Origin of the sequence: Hyphomicrobium sp. (assembly GCF_051860585.1) — a bacterium.
Classification (GTDB): domain Bacteria; phylum Pseudomonadota; class Alphaproteobacteria; order Rhizobiales; family Hyphomicrobiaceae; genus Hyphomicrobium_C.
The window spans coordinates 141,632-158,870 of record NZ_JBHYDS010000002.1 but is presented as its reverse complement, the minus strand read 5'-3'; the positions used below and the strand labels follow the sequence as shown (position 1 = coordinate 158,870).

Annotated in this window: 17 protein-coding genes; 5 read left to right on the top strand and 12 right to left on the bottom strand. The window is 65.1% G+C overall.

Annotation, left to right across the window (positions count from 1 at the left end):
• Positions 1-224: 224 nt before the first annotated feature.
• Positions 225-1,802: a Y-family DNA polymerase gene (locus tag ACTIFK_RS03620; RefSeq protein ID WP_439541685.1), complete on the bottom strand. Its 1,578-nt coding sequence runs from the start codon at positions 1,800-1,802 to the stop codon at positions 225-227.
• The gene (locus ACTIFK_RS03615) at positions 1,687-2,535 is read right to left on the bottom strand and encodes an ImuA family protein (protein ID WP_439541684.1); all 849 of its coding nucleotides are present in this window, start codon (positions 2,533-2,535) and stop codon (positions 1,687-1,689) included. Before ACTIFK_RS03615 ends, ACTIFK_RS03620 begins: the two co-directional genes overlap by 116 nt.
• A gap of 165 nt (positions 2,536-2,700) precedes the next feature.
• Here ACTIFK_RS03615 and ACTIFK_RS03610 point away from each other — a divergent pair, with 165 nt between their 5' ends.
• Positions 2,701-3,369, top strand: coding sequence for a hypothetical protein (locus ACTIFK_RS03610; RefSeq protein ID WP_439541683.1), 669 nt, complete (start codon positions 2,701-2,703; stop codon positions 3,367-3,369).
• A 61-nt stretch (positions 3,370-3,430) separates the two neighbouring features.
• Here the strand turns inward: ACTIFK_RS03610 and ACTIFK_RS03605 are convergent, their stop codons facing one another.
• Positions 3,431-3,841 (bottom strand): hypothetical protein, encoded by a 411-nt coding sequence (locus ACTIFK_RS03605; protein WP_439541682.1) that lies wholly within the window; start codon positions 3,839-3,841, stop codon positions 3,431-3,433.
• A gap of 228 nt (positions 3,842-4,069) precedes the next feature.
• Here ACTIFK_RS03605 and ACTIFK_RS03600 point away from each other — a divergent pair, with 228 nt between their 5' ends.
• On the top strand, positions 4,070-5,035 hold the full coding sequence (locus ACTIFK_RS03600; RefSeq protein WP_439541681.1) for a PfkB family carbohydrate kinase: 966 nt from the start codon (positions 4,070-4,072) through the stop codon (positions 5,033-5,035).
• A gap of 141 nt (positions 5,036-5,176) precedes the next feature.
• Positions 5,177-5,458, top strand: coding sequence for a hypothetical protein (locus ACTIFK_RS03595; RefSeq protein ID WP_439541680.1), 282 nt, complete (start codon positions 5,177-5,179; stop codon positions 5,456-5,458).
• 62 nt (positions 5,459-5,520) lie between these two features.
• Here the strand turns inward: ACTIFK_RS03595 and ACTIFK_RS03590 are convergent, their stop codons facing one another.
• The 5 genes from ACTIFK_RS03590 to ACTIFK_RS03570 form a co-directional block, all read right to left on the bottom strand.
• Positions 5,521-6,768, bottom strand: a complete 1,248-nt coding sequence (locus tag ACTIFK_RS03590; RefSeq protein ID WP_439541679.1) for an ABC-type transport auxiliary lipoprotein family protein — start codon at positions 6,766-6,768, stop codon at positions 5,521-5,523.
• 7 nt (positions 6,769-6,775) lie between these two features.
• Positions 6,776-7,570, bottom strand: a complete 795-nt coding sequence (locus ACTIFK_RS03585) for an ABC transporter ATP-binding protein (RefSeq protein ID WP_439541678.1) — start codon at positions 7,568-7,570, stop codon at positions 6,776-6,778.
• Positions 7,571-7,573: 3 nt separating this feature from the next.
• Positions 7,574-8,710 (bottom strand): ABC transporter permease, encoded by a 1,137-nt coding sequence (locus tag ACTIFK_RS03580; protein ID WP_439541677.1) that lies wholly within the window; start codon positions 8,708-8,710, stop codon positions 7,574-7,576.
• Positions 8,711-8,739: 29 nt separating this feature from the next.
• Entirely contained in the window at positions 8,740-9,195 is a 456-nt protein-coding gene (locus ACTIFK_RS03575; RefSeq protein WP_439541676.1) for a hypothetical protein, read from the bottom strand.
• A gap of 215 nt (positions 9,196-9,410) precedes the next feature.
• Complete coding sequence (locus ACTIFK_RS03570) at positions 9,411-10,157, bottom strand: transferase (RefSeq protein ID WP_439541675.1); 747 nt, start codon at positions 10,155-10,157, stop codon at positions 9,411-9,413.
• Between the two features lie 254 nt (positions 10,158-10,411).
• Here ACTIFK_RS03570 and ACTIFK_RS03565 point away from each other — a divergent pair, with 254 nt between their 5' ends.
• Complete coding sequence (locus ACTIFK_RS03565) at positions 10,412-12,712, top strand: bifunctional diguanylate cyclase/phosphodiesterase (protein ID WP_439541674.1); 2,301 nt, start codon at positions 10,412-10,414, stop codon at positions 12,710-12,712.
• Between the two features lie 58 nt (positions 12,713-12,770).
• Positions 12,771-13,538 (top strand): hypothetical protein, encoded by a 768-nt coding sequence (locus ACTIFK_RS03560; protein WP_439541673.1) that lies wholly within the window; start codon positions 12,771-12,773, stop codon positions 13,536-13,538.
• Positions 13,539-13,554: 16 nt separating this feature from the next.
• On the opposite strand, the gene ACTIFK_RS03555 is transcribed toward ACTIFK_RS03560, so the two are convergent.
• Genes ACTIFK_RS03555 through ACTIFK_RS03540 form a run of 4 tightly spaced genes read right to left on the bottom strand, consistent with a single transcriptional unit; the run spans position 13,555 to position 17,016 of the window.
• Positions 13,555-14,415: a metal ABC transporter permease gene (locus ACTIFK_RS03555; protein WP_439541672.1), complete on the bottom strand. Its 861-nt coding sequence runs from the start codon at positions 14,413-14,415 to the stop codon at positions 13,555-13,557.
• A complete protein-coding gene (locus tag ACTIFK_RS03550) occupies positions 14,415-15,275 on the bottom strand; it encodes a metal ABC transporter permease (protein WP_439541671.1) in 861 nt (286 codons plus the stop codon). Before ACTIFK_RS03550 ends, ACTIFK_RS03555 begins: the two co-directional genes overlap by 1 nt.
• The gene (locus ACTIFK_RS03545; protein ID WP_439541670.1) at positions 15,272-16,150 is read right to left on the bottom strand and encodes a manganese/iron ABC transporter ATP-binding protein; all 879 of its coding nucleotides are present in this window, start codon (positions 16,148-16,150) and stop codon (positions 15,272-15,274) included. Before ACTIFK_RS03545 ends, ACTIFK_RS03550 begins: the two co-directional genes overlap by 4 nt.
• Positions 16,147-17,016: a metal ABC transporter substrate-binding protein gene (locus ACTIFK_RS03540; RefSeq protein WP_439542067.1), complete on the bottom strand. Its 870-nt coding sequence runs from the start codon at positions 17,014-17,016 to the stop codon at positions 16,147-16,149. Before ACTIFK_RS03540 ends, ACTIFK_RS03545 begins: the two co-directional genes overlap by 4 nt.
• Between the last annotated feature and the right edge of the window lie 223 nt (positions 17,017-17,239).

Here is a 17,239-nt window from a genome sequence, read left to right as displayed (position 1 = left end):
CACTTGTGGGCCGTCCCCATCTCGCCGAGGGCGTTCCCCTCCCCCTTGTGGGGAGGGGTTAGGGGTGGGGGGAATCCCGACGGTTAGCGTTCTGGAATCCGCCCCTCCCGGCCTCCCCCATGTCATGTCGGAGATATGCCTCCGGCACGATGGGGGAGGAGAAGTGACGGCTCGCCTTCGACGAGGTGGGGGAGGAATATGGTGGTGCATTTGGCTAACGTCGATCATGCGAAGAGGCCGTGCACGAACCAGCGCGGGGCTGCGGTTTCGCGGCCGGGGATGCCTTCGCGGTAGAGCCAGAGGCGGCGGCCGGCTTTGTCCTCGACGAGATAATAGTCGCGCGTGGGGGCTTGCGCTTTCATGGTCCACCATTCGGCGGCGATGCGCTCGGGGCCTTCCGCGCGCGCGATCATGTGCTGGCGGCCGCGCCAGGTGATGCGCTGGGGCGGACCATCGGGCAAGAGGGCGATGACATCGGCCGGCTCGGCATGCGGAAAGAGCAGCAACGGGCGCGTGTTGCGTGGGGACGGCCATGGCGCCGCCTGCGCAGCGGCCGCTACGATGGCCTCGCTTCGTTCGGGGATGTGACGGGCGCGGGCTTCGAAGCGTCGGACGCTGCGCGGGCCAAGCCGCTGGCGCAAGGCATCGAGAAGGGCTGCGAGCTGCGCGGTTTCCTCGAACGTGTTGGCGCCTGCGGCCATCTCCACCTGCGCGGCCTGCATCGGTTCCGCGACGGTGACGGCGAGGGTCAGAGTCTCGAAGCCGTATCCGGCATCGACCTCCTGCGCGATGCGATGCAGCCGAAGCTTGAGGAGGCGCGTGACGTGATCCGGATTGCGCGTGGGAAGCGCAAGGCTCAGATCGATGGCCTCGACCAAGCCGTCGACGCGATAGAGCGAGAGCTTGAGAGCGCGCGCGCCGGCGCCGTCGCGTTCGAGGGTGGAGGCGAGGTCGCCCATCAGCGTGTTGGCGACTTCGACAATCGCATCTTCGTTGAAGATCGGCTCCATGAGCGAGCGGCGCGCGAGATAGACGGCCGGGGGGGCGAGCAGCGGCAGCGGTTCAGCCGCGCGGCCGAGCGCCTGATCGAGACGTTTCAGCAGGGCCTTTTCGAAGCGGGCGGCGAAGGGCGCGCGGTGCTGACCGGTGAGAGCGCCGATGCGCTTGAAGCCGAGCCGGCGCAGTGTGAGCGCGGTTTCCGCATCGAGCCGCAGGGCTTCGACAGGCAGGTGCGCGAGCGCTTCGGCCTCAGCGCCTGCGGTCACGATGGGGGAGGGCGTGCGCGAAAAGCGCGCCATCGCCCACGCGGCGCCGGGCGTTTCAGCGCAGGCGAGACGGGCTTCGAGGCCGAAGGTGGCGAGCCTGCGGGCGAGATCGGCCAGCAGTTTTTCCTCGCCACCCAGAAGATGCGCCGCGCCCGTGATGTCGAGAAACAAGCCATCGGCGCCATTCGCGGCATCGAACGGGGCGACGGAGGGCGTGTAGCGCGTGCTCCAGTGGGCGAGCCGGGCGAGGGCGTTCGCGTCGGCTTCAGGATCGTGGGTGCGAACTTGCAGGAAGCCGATCCGCGCGCGCGCGTCGGCAAGGCGCGCGCCCGGCGCGAGGCCCTCCGCCTCGGCGGCGCGATTGACGGCCAGGATGCTCGCCGTGTCGGCGGCATCGGCGAGCGCGAACGGCCGCCGCGGGTCAACCGGCTCGCTTTTGGGCCGATTGTGGGACTCGCTGTGCGATTGGCGCGCTTCGTTCCTCAGAAAGCGCAGGATCGGCCAGCGCGGCAGCCAGACTGAAACAATGCGTGGCATGGTCGAACTCCAGGATCCATTCGCCGGGCCTGCCGTTGCGGCAGCGCTCGAGCGCGGCGCGCCATCGCCAGCGGGCGGCGAGGCCGAAGCGGTCGCGGGCGGCTTCGCTCGAGGTGATGCGCCATCGTGTGGTTGCGGTGGCGGCGTGCTCAGCGGCCGGCGGCCGCATGAGCAGCAGTGCGCGGCGGGACTCGCGGGCCGCAACCTGCAGCCGCTGGCTCGTCTTGAGATCCAGCTTGACGCCGAGGGTGCTCGCGACGGCCGCGGGCACGCCCGAGCGCAAGGCTTCCTCGGTCGCCCAGAGGGCGTCCTTCTCGTCGGCGGTCTCGACGAGGATGACGCGGCCGGGATCGAGGCCGAGCGTGTTGAGGCCATGGCCGAAGAGGCGCGCATTTCGGACGGGACCACGCGCGGTGAGGATGAGGAGAAGCGGGGCGGTGCCCGGCGTGCGGGCGAGAAGCGCGATCAGAAATCCGAACGCGGCCGGCACATCGGCTTCGGTCTCGGGGGCGATCTCGTGCATGGCGCCGAAGGCGAGACCGCCGCGGGGAAGATAAGCGTCGAGCGCAGGCAGCCCGAACGACAGGCAATCGGGTTCGCCGCCCTGCATCCCTTCCATGTGCAGGCCTTCGATGCGGGACAGCATGCGGCGCAGTTCGCCTAGTGTTTGGTTGCGCGTGGCGGCGGTTTCATCGCGCGTGCGGGAGGCCGAGCGGACATGCGGGGGCGTCATCAGCGGCTTGCCTCCGATCGGGGTCAGGATGGGGTGGTTTCAATAGTATAGAACAAAATAAGAACATAGCAAGGATTGCGTGCGGGAATTTTTCCTTCGACCCTTCACACGTCGGACGGTCTCGTGCATTTCTGTCTGGCGTCTGATCCTTCAGCCGGACAGCCAATGAGACCCGCCCGACCCCCGAACATCTCGTACGCCGATGGGTTTTTCATCGCGGTCGGCGCGCTCGCGGTCGTCGCTCTCCTGATCTCGGCCAAGGCTGTCATCACGGCCGGCGATATCGCGGACCTGCAAATTCTGCTCGCAACGCTCCCCGATGTCGCGACCGCCTCACCCGGTCAGCTCTCGATTATCGACGGACGGATTTCGGCTTCGGTCGTGCCGCTGCACGACGAGTTCGTCGTCTATCGGCGCGAGCGCAGGGAACGTGGCTGGAGAGACCTTGATGGCGGCAAGCAACCGCTCGAGGTCGACACCGTGTCAGGGAGGTATCTGATCGGCAATGACGATTACGAACTCGACCGGACGATCTCCCGCTGGACCGATTCCAAGCGCGACGACGAGCATCCGCGTTTTGCGCGCGGCTCAGTCCGCATCGAAGGGCTGGTCGCGAACGGCTCGGTGATGGCGATGGGTCGTCTCAAGGACGAAGCAGGCCGGCGCATATTCCACGCAGACCGCGTGGTTGGGCTTTCGCGGGCGACATTTGCGGAGCGTCTCGCGGAGGATCACGTCTCGCAGACGCGTCTTGCCATGGCCACCGGTGCGTTCGCCGCGCTGGGGATCGCGATCAGCGGGTGGCCGATTTGGCGGCTGTTGCGTGGCGTCTGAAAGCAAAAAGACCGGAGCGGGGCTCCGGTCTCGATTTGCCAGGATCGTGATGGTGCGCGTTCTACTGCTTGGCGCACTCGACGGTGACGGTCGTGCCGGTGGCGGCGATGAACTTGGAGCAGGAGCCTTCGACAGCGGCGACGGTGACCTTCTCGTCGGACACTTCCGTGCTGCTCGCCGTCTCGGCGGTCTTCTCCGTGAAGGTTGCGGACGCAGCGGCCGTCTCGGGTTCGGCGGCCTTCTTGTCGGCAGCCTTTTCGGCGCGAGCGACCTGAGCGGCCTTCTTCTGCTTAGCGGCGGCGACAGCCTGAGCCTTGCGCGCGCGAGACTGCTGAGCGGCGTGGCGGCTCGGAGCGTGCGACTGGTAGGCGTGGAAGCCGCCGTGTCCGCCGCCGCAGCCGGCCGATGCGGCCTGGATCTGAAACGCGGCGATCAGCAGCGTGGAAAGCACGATGGCGACGATCTTGTACATGGCTCGCTCCTGGCGATCTGAATTTCCGTGGCGGCCCGGTGCGGGTCGCCGTTGACAGGAAAGTGCCATGCGGCGCGAGGAAGTTCTGTCCCGGCAGGAACATCACCGAAGTTTTCGAAGTGCGCGAAATTCACTGTTTTTGCTGAATAAATTTCGGACTCTTGGACCTTCTGAACGCTGGGAGCGTTTAAAACGCGAGAGTTTCGCTTTGAGGATCGTTCCAGCCAAATGAAACCCGTCATCGTCGTCGGATATGCAGCGCTCGACCACCTCTATCGCATCGAAGCCTTTCCTCCCAAGCCGACCAAGGTGCGTGCGCTCGACCACCGCGAGGACGGCGGCGGAGCGGCCTCGAATGCGGCGTCGGCCATCGCCATGCTGGGCGGCACGCCGCGCCTCTGGAGCCGCGTCGGTGACGACGAGACCGGCGAGAAAGTGCGGCGTGCGCTCGACCGGTGCGGCGTGGACACCGCATTCGTCGTCGCGTGCGATGGCGCGATCACGCCGACGGCCGCCATTGTCGTGGACGCCAAGGGTGAACGCCTGGTGATCAGCGAAGACGACCGCGTCATGCCGATGGACGCAGGCTGGCTGCCGCTCGGTCAGGTCGCGTCTTTGGGCGCGGTGCTCAGCGATCTCTCGTGGCTCGAAGGCACGCAGGCCGCCTTTGCCGAAGCGCGGCGGCATGGCGTGCCGACCGTTGCGGATATCGACCTCGGGGGCGGCATCCTGCTGGAGCGCGTCATCGGGCTCACGGACTACGCGATCTTTTCCGCGCCCGCGTTCGAGAAGTTCATCGACGGCGCCGACGCGGGAGCGCGCTTCGCCGCTCTGCATGCGCGCGGCGTACAGCACGCGGGCGTGACGCGCGGCGCGCGAGGTTATCTCTGGAGCGGGCGGAAGGGCGCGGGCGAGCAGCAAAGCTTCGCTGTGCCGATCGTCGATACGACCGGGGCGGGAGATGCGTTTCACGGTGTATTCGCGCTCGGGATTGCGTCGGGGCTGAGCGATACGGCGGCGGCCCGTGCCGCGTCGGCTGCGGCGGCGCTCAAGTGCCGCCGCCTGGGCGCGCGCCTCGGCCTTCCGACCGCGATCGAGCTCGACGCGTTTTTGCTGGAGCAGACGGGCGAGGGGCTGCCGGAGCCGCTGCTGGCCGAGGGCGGCTTGGCCGCGGCCGCGGATGCCGACGCCTGATGGCCGGCCGACGCCAATTCCGCGAGCAATGCCCTGGTGACAGGGTTGCGGTGCTCGAAAATCGCGCCCGTAATCCTATATGAGGTCCTGTATAATGGGTGACACGTGCGGATGGCATCACGTCCGCGGCTGGAGATACCGATGAAATCCAAACCCGACGAGACGATCATCGTGATCGATCGCCACGCACAGCAGACGGGCGGACAGCCCACCGAGCTGACCGGCTGGCGGCGTTGGCTGGCGGCGGGCGCTGCCTACGTTGTATTCGGGCTGGTCGTCATGGTGGGGTTGGCTGCGCTGCTCGGGATCGCCATGACGTTCGCCATGGTGCTCGTCGTCGCCATTCCGCTCGCCATCGTGCTGGCCGTCATCGCCTATGCGACCGGGCTCGTGAAAGTCGATGTGCGGCGCGACCGCTTCTGATTGCCGCTCGCGCGTCTGGCTTCGCTCTCGCGCGTTGCGCTTCGAAAGGGCGGTTTAGCCCGCTAGGGCGCCGGCGGCGGCTCCGGCATCTCGGGACCATCATCCTTTGGAAGATCGCCGTCCTTCGGGAGATCGTCGTCCTTCGGCACGTCTCCCTCCTTCGGCTTGGCGGCCTTAGCCGGCGCGGCGGTGCGCGGGAGCTTGGCGACCCACGGAACGGCTGCCGACAGCACCTTGCCGAAGCTCGCATCCAGGGCGGCGACAGCGGACGGGGAATCGACCGCGGCCAGCGGCGTCGTTTCCGTAAACACGCGCGAGCCTTCGATCTTGCCGCCGGCGCTGACGAGCTTGATGGCCATTTCGACGGTCGCGCTGGGGCTCGGCGTCATCGTGACGGCGAAGGTGCGGATCTCGGCCTGGAGCTGTTCGCTCGCCTCGAGATTGTCGAGGGGGCGCGTGACGCCATCGAAGCAGCCGGAATTCTCGAAACTCTCGATCACCTTCGACTGCACCACCGAGGGGATGTTGTCGGTGAACTGCGCCTTGTCGAACGGATTGTTCTCGGGCGGGTCGCCGATGACGATCACCTTGTCGGAGTTGAAGGCCATGGCCGCGGCGGGCTCGGGGATCACCAGCTGGGGTTGCTTCTTCCCCTTGCATGACGCGTCGCCCTTCAGCGCCGTCAGAACGTAGATGCCGGGCTTCGCCTTGGCGCCGCCGGCAAAGCGTTCGAGGCCGGCGAGGATGCCGTCGATGCGTTCGGAGTTGCGCGAGAGGACACCGGCGAACGTGCTGATGCCCTGAATGGCGTCATGCAGGGCGGCGCTGTTGTCGTCGATCACCTTGTCGAGGCGGGTCAGCGTGGCGCGCGCCGACTGCGTCAGGCTCTGCGTGCTGGCTGGGCTGGCGGTGAGGAGCGGCGGCTCTCCGGCTACGGCGGCAAAGCGCGCGGCTGTCGGTTCTCCGCCGCTCAGTTCGATCACCGGCGCGCCGGTGAGGCCCTGGAAGTCGACATTGACTTCGGTGTCGTCGCGCACGGGCGTCGAGGGATCGACGGCGATCGTGACCAAGACTTCTTTCGGCGCATCGGAGTTGAGCGAGATGTCGGTCACTTCGCCGACGCGGATGCCATTGAAGACGACGCTCGAGCCCTTGAGGAGACCCGAGACAGAACTCTGGAAGCGGATGCGGAACAGTTGCCGGTCGGCCAAACCGCCCGTGTTCGCGAGCCAGTAGACAAATGCGAAGACGGCCAGCGTGACCGCCAGGACAAAGGATCCGATCAGGGTATAGCGCGCCTTCGTTTCCATGGTCGGCTCAAGCCTCGGTGTTGGCAGGACGGTTGTTGTAGGCGGCCGCGCGGCGGCCGCGGAAATACGATTGAACCCACGGATGATCGCTGGCCAGCATGGATTCGATCGAGCCCGTATTGACCACGCGCCCGTCGGCCAGCGCGCCGACGCGATCGCAAATGGTGTGCAGGCTTTCGAGATCGTGCGTGATCATGAAGACCGTGAGCCCGAGCGTTTTCTGGAGCGTGCGGATCAAGGCGTCGAAATCGCCCGCGGAGATCGGGTCGAGGCCCGAGGTCGGCTCATCCAGGAAGACGAGCTCGGGGTCGAGCGCGAGCGCGCGGGCGAGCGCCACGCGCTTCGTCATGCCGCCCGAAAGCTCGGACGGCATCTTGTCGTAGTCGGCGGGGCGGAGGCCAACCATGTCGAGCTTGACCGCCGCCATCTCATCCATCAGGCGCTGCGGGAGATCGAGATACTCGACCATCGGGAACTGCACGTTCTGAAGGACGGTGAGCGACGAGAACAGCGCGCCTTGCTGGAAGAGGACGCCCCAGCGGCGCTCGATGGCGCGGCGGGCTTCTTCCGAGGCCGTGTCGAGTTGGGTGCCGAGCACCTTCATGGTGCCGGAACGCCGCGGGATCAGCCCGATGATGGTGCGCAACAGGACCGACTTGCCGCTGCCCGATCCGCCGACGAAGCCGAAGACCTCGCCGCGCTTCACGTCGAAACTGACACGGTCGAGCACGGTGCGGTCGCCGAAGCCGACGACGAGATCCCGCACCTCGATGACGTTGTGTTGGATGGTGCCATTGATCATGGGCTACATATCCACCGAAGCGAAGAAGATGGCGAACAGGCCGTCCAGGACGATGACGAGAAAGATCGATTTCACGACGGACGCGGTGGTCTCGGCGCCCAGCGATTCAGCGCTGCCCTTCACCGCGAGCCCGCGCGTGCAGGCGACGATGCCGATCACAAGCGCCATGAACGGCGCCTTCAACATGCCGACCTCGAAGTGCGTGACGGATAACGCCTCGCGCAAACGCTGGAGATAGATTTCCGGGCTCATGCCGCCGTAGAGCCAGGCCACCACACCGCCGCCGTAGAGCGCCGCCATCGAGCCGAGGAAGGTCAGGATCGGCAGCGCGATCACCAACGCGACGATGCGCGGCAGGATCAGCACCTCCATCGGGTCGCGGCCCATGGTGCGGAGCGCGTCGACCTCCTCGCGCATTTTCATCGAGCCGAGCTCGGCGGTGTAGGCGCTGCCGGAGCGGCCGGCGATCATGATCGCGACGATGAGCACGCCGATCTCACGCAGCACGAGGATCCCGACCATGTCGACCACGTAGGCGTCGGCGCCGAACTTCCGGAAATGGAAAAAACCCTGCTGCGCGATGATGCAGCCGATCAGGAACGTGATCAGGACCATGATCGGCACGGCCTGCCAGCCAACCCGATCCAGGTGATGAAGCGTGGACGTGCCGCGAAACGAGCGCGGGTTTGCGATCACGCGGCCGATCGCCAGCACGAGGGCTCCGAGCATGGAGGCGTAAGCGGCCAGCTCGTGGCCGAAGGCAATCGTACCGCGGCCGAGGTTGCGGATGTGGTCCAGCACGGGCGTCGCCGGGGCGGCCGATGGATCCGGCGCGTGCTCGGTGCTGCGGATTTCGTCGTAGAGGCTACGATAGCGGTCCGGCAGACCTTGCAGGCGCGCGCGCCCGACGCTGGTCTCGCGTGTCCGGATGACGCGTTCGATCAGCCAAGCGCCATAGGTGTCGAGGTTGGTGACGCCGTCCAGGGCGACGACGACGGGCCGCTCCTGGGGCGCCAAACGCAGCGTCTGCTCGATCAGTCCGTCAAGGGCGTGGGCGTGATCAATGGTCCAAGAGCCTTCGGCCGTCAGCACGGTTTGATCCGTTCCGAGCCGGGCTGCTAGAGAGGGCGGCGAACCCATTGACCTTCACTTCCTTCGTGTTCGACGCATTATTTGCGCGACAGGCTGATGGTCACGCTCTGGAGAGGCGTTCCTTCGGTCGCGATCGCGACGTTTTGCTTCGTTTGATCATAGGTGATTGTCATCGACCCTGTCACGCCGCCGACAATCGCGAGCGCAAGCTTGCTGTCGGTCAGGGTACCCTTGGCCTCGCCGCCCGCGTTATAGGTGCGCTCTTCCCAGTTTCCGCTCAGGGACGTGCCATTGGCGCTGATCTTGCTGCGCAATTCGATCTTATTGTTTGGGCTCGAGCAGCGCACGGCGATGCCGAGCTGCGAACCGCTGCCGGTGTAGTAGGCGTCGCATTTCAGGCGTTCGGACGTGCCGTCTTGCAGCTTGTACATTCCTCCGCCCGCCCAGGAGCCAAGCAAAGGGGAGAAAGTCGGTTCGGCCGCGCACGGTGAGACGAGGCCTATGGTCATGATGGGTGCCGCCAGGGCGGCCAAGCCGCGGCGCCTATTCAGAGGCCGTGCAGAGGTCATGTGTGTCCCTCAATTGTGCTCGCGTCCGGGAGCCCCGGTTCACCCGATACGCAGACACAACAGACACTGATTATAGCCGCCGCGCAACTCGGCAGCATGACAACAAAGTGAGATCCGGCTGCGTGCTGACATTTACGCCGGAGCGCCGCTTGCGGCAGGGCCTGTGCCCGCCGATCGGATCAGCAGGAGTAGGCGACCCAGATATTCGGCTCTTCGTAGCGGCCGACCTTGCGCTCGACATCGATATCGACCGGAACCAGTGCGCCATCAAGGGCATAGGAACCGGATCGATCATAGGTCTGGCGGCTCCACGTCTCCCAGAACGCAAGCGGTTCGTCGACGACCATGGAGCGCTTGCAGGGGCCGATCAGCTTGCCGCCGGACGACAGATGACTGCGCACCCAGGGGTCGAACACGCGGCCGCGGTCGTCCGTCCAGGTGATGTAGTCGTCGATCGAAACCCACGGGTGAAGCGCCTTGGCGGACGGGCGGACCGGCGCGACCAGCCCATCCAGCCCCTTAGCCTCCGCAAGCTCCATGAGGGCGCGGATCATCATGCGCGCGTAGCCCTTGGAGCGATGAATGACGGGGACGGAAATGGCGAGGGCGCCCAACATCTGGCGGCGTCCCTTCGGGCGGGCGGCCGTCTCTACAACCCAGTCCCATCCTTCGGGCGGCAGATCGTCCGGGCCTGCACAGTCGATGGGCACACAGTTGGCGACGGCCACAGGATAATTTGTGTCTTCGTCGACGAGGCAGAGCTGATAGTCAGAGTATTCCGTAAGTAGATTTGCGTAGAGTTCATAGTGAGCGCGGGTGAAATTCAAGTATCCCAGCTCGCTCCACGCAGCCTGCTCTATCGAGAGTGAGGCTTTCCGGAGTTCTTCGCTGTCTGCACGAGTACGAATAACGAGATGTGCATCCATGAGAGTTTTGCTCAATGACTCTATAAACGCGAGAACTTGGAACCGTCCCCTTACTGAGAGCTTAATAAAGCGTTAATCTGTTGAATGCAACCGAAAAAGAGTTAACACGCTGTCCGCGCGCCCTTTCATTACGGGCCGAAACAGTTTGTTCACGACGATTTGAGAGAAGGGGTCAAATATGGTGCAGCCTAATAATGACTTAGCTGTTCCGCGGTTTAGCTGGTGTCCAGACATCAAGGCGTGGTCGAGCAGCTATGATACTTGGAGACACGACTGATCATTACGACGGCAATCTTCGTCGCCTGACGAGATTGACGCGGATCGCCATTTCGTTTTTCGGGATGGTGCTGCTCGCGACGGTTGCATTTGCCGGCTGGTCCGCAAATCGTGCGGCAACCGAGACCGAGCGCTCTCTGCTCGAAAATGCGTTCAACCAAAGCATCGCCAACGTGCTCGACGGTCAGAAGAGCGTGGCGTGGTGGGACGAAGCCGTCACCAAGATCACGCCCGAAGCGATCGACCTCGACTTCACCGACAGCAACTTTGGCGTCTTCCTGACCGAAACGTACGGTCACGACGAAGTCTACATCCTCGACGCGCAAGACCGGCCGCTCTACGCGTATTCGGATGCGACCCGGCACGAGCCGGCCGAATTCGAGAAGCGGCGCGCCATTCTGGCTCCCGTCATCTCGGAAGCCCGCGGCGGCGCCTCGAAGCTCACGGCGCGGCCTGACGAATTCAAGGAACTGCAGACAAACTACAAGGTGCTCGCCGGCGCCGTTGAATCGGCGCGCTGGTCCGGACACATTTTCTCGGTCGAGGGACGCTATGCCGTCGTGGCCGCTCTCACCATCGTTCCGAACGTCGATCTGACGCTGCTCAAGGGCCCGCCGAAGCTGCTCATCAGTGTCGTCTATATCGACGACGACTATATTTCGAGGCTGTCCCGCACGCTTCTTCTGCCGACCCTTTCGCTGTCGAAGGAGCGGGTGCTGTCAGGAACCTACGTCTCCGACCCCTTCGTCGGCGACGACGGCGGCTTGGTCGGGTACCTGTCGTGGGAAACGCGGCGTCCCGGCCATTTTCTGCTTGCCGTTATCCTGCCGCTGCTCGCGTGCGGCGTATTTGCGACCGGCATGTTCTGCAACGACATGTTCGCCCGCCTCAAGCTGGCGTCGGAGGAGCTTACGCAGCGTGAAGCGCGCTCGCGCCACGAAGCCAAGCACGATGCCCTGTCGGGGCTGCCCAACCGCCAGAACATGATCGAAAATGTCGAGGCTTGGCTCAGGGCCTCCGATGGCGGGCGCGCCGGCGAGCACGCCATTGCCGCCTACGTGGACATCGACCGGTTCAAGGACATCAACGACACGCTCGGTCACGAGGTCGGCGACAAGCTGATCAAGGCCGTCGCGCGGCGCCTCAAGGCGCGGCTGCGCACGAACGATTTCCTCGCCCGCTTCGGCGGCGACGAGTTCGCGGTGATGTGCATTTCGTCCAACGCGCAAGACGGAGCGGCACGACTGGCCGCGCGGATCACCAATGCCTTCGACGAGCCGTTCGCCATCGACGGCCAGAACATTCGGGCCTCCGTTTCGATCGGGCTCTCCATGGCGCCCGAACACGGCCAGACGGCCGACCAGCTCATGCGGCACGCCGATATCGCGCTCTACGAAGCGAAAAAGCAGGGCCGCGACCGTGCGATCGCCTTCTCCGCCGAAATGGCGCAGGAAGTCGAAACGCGGCGATCGATCGAACTCGATCTGCGCGCCGCGATCGAGCGCGAGGAGCTGCGGCTGCACTATCAGCCGATCGTATCGTGCCGGACCGGCGCCATCGTCGGCGCGGAAGCGCTGCTGCGCTGGCGTCACCCGATGCGCGGCGATATTTCGCCCGCGACCTTCATTCCGATCGCCGAAGTGTCGGGCATGATGCCCGCCCTCGGGAACTGGATCATCGAGCGGGCCATCAAGGATGCCAAGCTCTGGCCGGAACTCGAGATCGCGGTCAACCTTTCGCCGGTGCAGTTCGGCGAAGCCGATTTCGCGGACCGCCTGGAGCGTCTCACGACCGAGCACGGCATCAAGCCGGAGCGGATCGTGCTCGAGATCACCGAGGGCGTGCTGCTCGAGGCCAGCGACCACACCAAGCAGGTGCTGCAGTCGATCCAGGCGATGGGCTTCAAGACGGCGCTGGACGACTTCGGCACGGGGTATTCGAGCTTGTCGTACCTCTGCAATTTCAAGTTCGACAAGATCAAGATCGACCGCTCGTTCGTCAGCAACGTGTCGAATGCGCTGACATCGCGGACCATCGTCCAGTCGGTGGTCTCGCTGGGGCGCGGCCTCGGCATGAGCATCGTCGCGGAAGGCGTCGAGACGGACTATGACGCGCTGATGATGAACCACCTCGGCTGCACCGAAATGCAGGGCTTCCACTTCTCGAAGCCGATCGAGGCGGCGCAGCTCACCAGCCTATTGGAACGGTTCGTGCCGCGGATCTCGCCGGTGACGGAGCTTCCGCAGATGGAACCATCCCCGCAGGCCGCATCGGCTTGATTTTGGCGCCACGTTGGGATTTGTGTCTGTCACGGCACAAATCAAAGACGGGGTGGCTATGGGTGGGACGGGCGACGCGAGCGGGCCGCAGGGCAACGCTGATTTTCAGTGGGCGAAATTCGACTCCGAGGCCTACTTCCAGCACTATTACGGCGAGCCGCATCCCGATGACGATCTGGTCATCCGCGTCGCGGTGGAAACCCTCAAGCGCGCCGCGCCGGTGGCGGGCGATCTCGACGTGGTGGACGTCGGTACCGGTCCCAATCTCATTCCGTTTTTTTGCGCCCTGCCGCGCGCACGGCGGCTGACGGCGTGGGAGTATGCCGAGACGAATGTCGCGTGGCTCAAGGCGGAGCTGGAGCGGGACGACCTGCGTTCGCAGTGGGAGCACTTTTGGGGCGTCACGCGGGAGGCTTATGGCCCGGAGTACGCTTTGCCGGAGAACCCGATCCCGTCGCTCAGGTCCAAATGCGAGGTGACGCAGGGGTCGATTTTCGATCTCCCGGCGCGGACCTGGGACGCGGCGACGATGTTCTTCTGCGCGGAATCGATCACCGGCGTCATGGACGAGTTCGAGGCGGCCTGCGCGGCGTTCGCGCGGTCGGTGCGCACGGGCGGGACGCTTGCGGCGGCGTTTCTCGTGCGCTCCGAAGGCTACGTGGTCGCCGACCGCCCGTTTCCGGTGCTGAAGCTGTCGCCAGAGACCATTCAGGACGTCTTCAAGCATCATGCGGATCACGTGGGCGCGGAGATGATCGGCATCGTCGATCGCGAAATCCGCAGCGGATATTCCGGGTTCATCTTCCTGTCCGGCACGGCGCGCTGAAATCGACGGTTCGCGCTTATGCGTTTCCGGATGCGTGTTCGCGGCGCCTGCGGAGCACGCCGGCCTCGGGTGCGAACAGGAAGGCCAGCAGGAACGCCGTCGACTGGATCAGCACAATGCAGGGCCCGGTCGCGCCGTCGATGTGGAAGCTGACGAGCGTGCCGAGGACGCTCGATCCGATGGAGACGGCGGCGGACACGGCCAGCATCCGCTCGAAACGGCGGGTGAGCAGGAACGCGGTTGCGCCCGGCGTCACCAGCATGGCGACGACGAGGATGACGCCGACGGCCTTGATCGACGCGACGATGGTCAGCGAGAGCAGCGCGAGCAGTCCGTAATGCATGAGGCCAACGGGCAGGCCGATGGCGCGGGCATGCTGGGGATCGAAACAGTAGAGGACCAGATCGCGGCGCTTGGAGAGGACGATCAGCAACACGGATCCGGAGATGAGGGCGATCTCCGCCACGTCCCGCCACGTCACGCCGAGCATGTTGCCGAACAGGATGTGGATGAGGTGCTGGTCGGTCTCGACCTTCGTCATGAGCACGAGGCCGAGGCCGAACATACCGGAAAAGACGATGCCCATGACGGTATCTTCTTTGACGCGGCTGTTCGTCTTCAGGTAGCCGGTCAGGACGGCGCATGAGAGGCCGGCCGCGAAGGCGCCGACGGCGAGCGGAAGGCCAGTGACATAAGCGAGCACGATGCCCGGCAGAACCGCGTGCGAGATCGCGTCGCCCATCAGTGACCAGCCCCTGAGAACGAGATAGCAGGAGAGCACGGCGCAGACCGCGCCGATCAGCACGGCGGCGAGGAGGGCGCGCTGCATGAACTCGAAGGCGAGCGGCGCGGTGATGAAGGACATGACATCGCCCATCAGCGTGCGCCTTCGGTGCTGGCCATGCGACTGGCCATGCGGCTGGCAAGCAATCCGTGTTTGGGCGCGAAGACGAACGCCGTCAGGAAGAGCAACGTCTGGAGCGAGACGATGACGCCGCCGGTGGCGCCGTCCAGGAAGTAGCTCAGGTAGGCGCCGACGATGCTCGTCGTCGCGCCGATGATGACGCTCAGCACCAGAAGGCGGCCGAAGCGGTCTGTCAGGAGGTACGCCGTGGCGCCGGGCGTCACGACCATCGCAATCACGAGGCAGGCGCCGACTGTCTGGAGCGCCGCGACCGTGCAGGCGCTCAACAGCGTGAAGAACAGGATCTTGAGGGCGGTCGGGTTGAGGCCGATCGTGCGGGCGTGCGATTCATCGAAGAACACGACCATCAAGTCTTTCCACTTGAGGCCGAGGATGGCGAGCGACACGGCGGCGATGATCACCACCTGCAGCGCGTCTCCGTCCGAGATGCCGAGGATGTTGCCCAGCACGATCGACTGGATGTTCACGGCTGTCGGATAGATGGAGACCATCAGGAGGCCGGCCGCGAAGAAGGTCGTGAAGACGATGCCGATCACGGCATCCTCGCGCAGCTTCGAGGCCTGGCGCACGAACCACATGCCGAGGGCGGCGAGGAAGCCCGCGAAAAACGCACCGGCGGCGAAGGGAATATGAAGCAGGTAGGCGCCGGCCACGCCTGGCACGATGGCGTGGGCGAGGGCGTCGCCCATCAGCGACCAGCCCTTCAGCATCAGGTAGGCGGAGAGGAACGCGCAGGTGGCGCCGACAAGGCCGCTGACCCACATGGCGCGGACCATGTAGTCATAATCAAAAGGGACCAGCAGCTCGCTCATGAGCCGGCCTCGTCTTTTTGCGGCTCGTCCTTGCGGCCGGCCGCGCTGGCATCGCCATAGAACACCAGCGGCCGCTCATCGTCGGTGAGCACGGTGACGGAGCGGCTGTCGTCGTCGGCGTGCAGGGCTGCGCCTTCGAGCTTGAAATGACGCAAGACGCCGCCGAACGCTTTTTCGAGGTTGGCCTCGGTGAACGTCTCGCGCGTTGGCCCGGCGGCCAGCAGCGTGCGGTTGATGAGCACGACCTGATCGCAGAAGTCGGGAACGCTGCCGAGATTGTGCGTCGAGACCAGCATCAAGTGTCCGCGCTCGCGGAGCGCGCGCAAGAGCTCGACGATCGCGCCCTCGGTCTTGACGTCGACGCCGGTGAACGGCTCGTCGAGCAGGATGATCTGGCTTTCCTGCGCCAATGCGCGCGCCAGGAACACGCGCTTTTTCTGTCCGCCCGATAGCTCGCCGATCTGGCGCGCGCGGAAGGCGCTCATGCCGACACGCTCAAGGGCGGCATCCACTTTGCGGCGGTCGTCTTGCGAAGCGATGCGCAGAAAGCCCATGTGGCCGTAGCGGCCCATCATCACCACGTCCTCGACGAGGATCGGGAAGTTCCAGTCGACGTCCTCGCTCTGGGGAACGTAGGCGACGCAGTTGCGCTTCAGGGCGTCGCGAACGGGAAGGCCCGAGATGCGGACCTCGCCGCGCGTCGGGCGAACGAATCCCATGATGGTCTTGAAGAGCGTGGACTTGCCGCTGCCGTTGACGCCGACCAGGCCGCAGATCGTGCCCGACGAAAGTTCGAACGACATGTCCCTGAGAGCGACGTGGCCGTTGGGATAGGCCACGGTGAGGTTCTGCGCGCTGATCGACGGCAGGTTCAAGAGGTGAAACCCTCGGCGATGGTCTCAACGGTGACTTTGAGAAGGTCGATGAACGTCGGCACGGGTCCCGTCTCTGTGCTCAGGCTGTCCACGTACAGTACGCCACCGTAGCGGGCTCCGGCCTCGTTGGCGACCTGTTTGGCGGGCTTGTCGGAGATGGTGCTTTCCGAGAAGACGACCGGGATCTTGTTCGCCCGCACGAGGTCGATGACCTTGCGAACCTGCTGGGGGGTGCCCTGCTCGTCGGCGTTGATCGGCCACAGGTAGGCTTCGCGCATGCCGTAATCGCGCGCGAGATAGCTGAACGCGCCTTCACTGGTGACGAGCCAGCGCTGGGCGTCGGGGATGGTGGCGATGCGGGCGCGCAACGGCGCGTCCAGGGCCTTGATCTTGGCGGCATAGGCGGCGGCGTTGCCGGCGTAGGTTTTCGCATTGGCGGGATCATGCTCCGCCAGCGCCTTGCGGATGTTCTCGATGTAGACAAGCGCGTTGTTGGGCGACATCCAGGCGTGCGGGTTGGGCTTACCGGTATAAGGCCCCTCCACAATGCCGACGGGCTCGATGCCGGCGCTGACGACGGCGCTCGGGACGTCCTTGACGTTCTCGAAGAACTTCTCGAACCAGCGCTCGAGGTTCATGCCGTTCCAGAGCACCAAGTCGGCGTGCTGCGCCTTGACGATGTCGCCGGGCGTGGGTTGGTAGTCGTGGATCTCGGCGCCGGGCTTCGTGATGGATTCGACGACGGCGGCGTTGCCGGCGACGTTCTGGGCGATGTCCTGGATGACCGTGAAAGTGGTGACGACACGGAACGTCTTGGGGCCAACGGGGGCGGCTGCTTCGTGCTCCGCTCCTCCCCGGTAGGCCATAACGGCGAGTGCGACGGCGGCAACGAGGGCGGCGATCGTCACGTACCGGCGCGTTGCGCCATCAGCCATCGACATCAGCAGGCAGCCTTTCCAAGGTGTCCCTTAACTGCATATAGGAATGATTTGCAACAATCAAGGACGGTGGTGGGCAGTGGGCAGTGGGCAGTGGGCAGTGGGCAGTGGGCAGTGGGCAGTGGGCAGTGGGCAGTGGGCAGTGGGCAGT